The sequence below is a fragment of the Streptomyces sp. NRRL WC-3549 genome, assembly GCF_000721935.1.
Classification (GTDB): Bacteria; Actinomycetota; Actinomycetes; order Streptomycetales; family Streptomycetaceae; genus Streptomyces.
In genome coordinates this window covers 43,905-46,475 of record NZ_KL585413.1, presented here as the reverse complement: position 1 = coordinate 46,475, position 2,571 = coordinate 43,905, and the positions used below count along the sequence as shown (strand labels likewise).

At 75.7% G+C, this 2,571-nt stretch carries 2 protein-coding genes; both read left to right on the top strand.

The features are described from left to right. Positions 1–1,572 (top strand): helix-turn-helix domain-containing protein (locus tag IH13_RS0121020; protein ID WP_031086703.1); only part of this gene is annotated, 1,572 nt, incomplete at its 5' end. A 195-nt stretch (positions 1,573–1,767) separates the two neighbouring features. Next, the gene (locus IH13_RS0121015; RefSeq protein ID WP_031086701.1) at positions 1,768–2,550 is read left to right on the top strand and encodes a hypothetical protein; all 783 of its coding nucleotides are present in this window, start codon (positions 1,768–1,770) and stop codon (positions 2,548–2,550) included. Positions 2,551–2,571 lie beyond the last annotated feature (21 nt).

Sequence of the window (2,571 nt, the reverse complement as noted above, 5' to 3'; positions counted from 1 at the left end):
CCGCTGTTCGCCGTGCACGAGAAGGTGGCGTTCGCCACGGTCACCGAGTACGTGGTCCGCCAGGTCTCCGGGGAGCGGGCGGACGACCTCGCCGCGGTCGTGGACCGGCACCGCCGGCTGATGACGTCGGGCCCGGCGGGCGGCGGCCACGAGGTGGTCCTGGACCTGCTCACCTCGGACCTGGACCTGCGGGCGTGGGTCCTGTCCCCCACCGGGCGGCAGATCGCCGGGGCCGGCGAACCGCTGGCCGCCCCCGTCGCCACCGCCCTGGCCGGGCAGCACCTCGCGGCGGCCCGCACCGGGCGCAGGGGCCCCCACCGGGCGCGTACGGCCGGTACCACGTACTCGCTGTTCCCGATCCACGGCGGCCGGGGCCCCGCGCCGGAGGCGTCGCAGGACGTACGCGAGTCGGTGCTCTCCGACTGGCTGCTGGCCGTGGAGGCCGACGCGGGCGACTGGCCTCCGGCCCGCCTCGACCTGCTCCAGGGGGTCACGCAGCTCATCGCGGTGGAACGCGACCGCCGCGACGCCGCCCGCACGGTACGCCGCCGGCTGGCCCAGGAGATCCTGGAGCTGGTCCAGGCGGGGGCCGCCCCCTCGGAGATCTCCGCCCGGCTGCGGGTGGCCGCCCCGGTCCTGCTGCCGGGGCTCGGCACCGCCCCGCACTGGCAGGTCGTCGTCGGCCGGGTCGAATGGGCGCAGGAGCGCACGGACGGCGCAGCGGAGCCGGAGGACGGCCGGGCCGCCCAGGCACTGCTGGAGGAGATCCTGGTCGATCCCTCGGTGACGGGGCCCGACTCCGCCGACCGGATCGCCGTCGCGCACTCGGGCGGTGAGGCCGTCGCCCTCGTACCGCTGCCCACCGGCCCGGCGGCCCCGGAGGGTGCCGCACGGGGCGGGCGGGAGCGGTCCGGCAAGGGCACCGGGGGCGGCACGCCCCAGGGGCCCGCGTCCGGGGCTCCCGGGACGTCCGCGGCCTCCGGTTCCGCCGCGAGGCAGGCGGGCGGTTCCGGAACACCCGCGGGCGGCTCCGGAACACCCGAGGACGCCGTGTCCGCCGCCGGGCCGTGGCAGAGCGCGCTGCACGCCGACCGCCTCCTCGCAGCCGTCCACGACCCGCTCTCCGCCGGGCTCGCGGACGACGGCCGTCTGACACTGGGTGTCAGTGCCGCCGTGCACTCCGCGGAGGGGCTGCGCGGCGCGCTGGAGGAGGCCAGGCACGCACGCCGGGTCGCCGCCGCCCGTCCGGGCCGGGTCTGCGCCGCCGGGCACCACGAGCTCGCCTCGCACGTCCTGCTGCTGCCGTTCGTACCGGACGACGTGCGGAGGGCCTTCACCGCGCGGCTCCTGGACCCCCTGCGCGACTACGACCGGCGCCACCGCGCGGAACTGATCGAGACCCTGGAGGCCTTCCTCGACTGCGACGGTTCCTGGACCCGTTGCGCGAGCCGGCTGCACCTGCACGTCAACACGCTGCGCTACCGCGTCGGACGTATCGAGCAGTTGACGGGACGTGACCTTTCCCGCCTCGAGGACAAGCTCGACTTCTTCCTCGCCCTGCGTATGAGCTGATTCCACGGCCCTACCACGGCCACGCCGGGCCCAGGCCGATTGTGAAATCTTTCACCTGACATTGTCCCGACCCCTTGGCCCGGCGTGCCATTCCGTGCTGAGATGCGCGCAGACTCAGGCCGACCGGCGGGACGAGCCGGCCGACCTCCACAGCTCGATGGCGCGCTCGGGGAGGGCAATGTGGCGCATACCGCCATGTCTGGTTCCGGAACGACATCCGAGGGCGGTCCGCCGCTCCAGACAGCGGTGTGGCGGCTGCGCTCACGGGCCTGCTGGACCGACGCGGCCGCGCTGCTCGAACCCCACGCGTCCGCCGATCCCGCGGCGGCCCTCCAGCGCACGTCGCTGCTGACCGAGCGGTGCCTGTACACGGGGACCGGCTGGACGGACGCCGAGGACGCGCTGCGTACGGCCGAGGCGCTCGCCCACGACGACCTCGGACGCGGCGCGGCGGCCTGCGAGCGCGGCTACCTCGCGTACGCCTCGACCCTGCTGGGGGCGCGCGACCGGGCCGACGAGGCGAGTGTGGCGCTCAGCCGCGCGGCGGCCCTGCTCCCCCCGGCGGCACCCGGCCGTCCGCTGCTGGACTTCCGGCGGGGCCTGATCGCGCAGAACATCGCCGACGCCCCCCAGTCGGCGCGCGCCGCCTACCGCAGGGCGCACGCGGGGGCCACGGCCCAGGGGGACGACTTACTGCTCTCCTTCACCTGGCGGCATCTGGCCTCGCTCGCCCTGCGCGAGGGCGAACTCGCCGAGGCACGGCACGGCTTCACGGAGTCGCTGCGGATACGGGAGGAACTGGGCTACCTGGTGGGAACCGCGCCGGCCCTCATCTCGCTCGCCCACACGGAGACCGGACCCGAGGCGGCCCGGCTGCGCGCCGAGGCGGGCCGGCTGTTCCGGCTGCTGGGCGGTGTACCGACCTGGCTGGCCCCCCATCTGGAGCCGCCGGCCCCGGAGACCGCGGAGGCGAACTGAGTCTGTCTCTTATACACATCT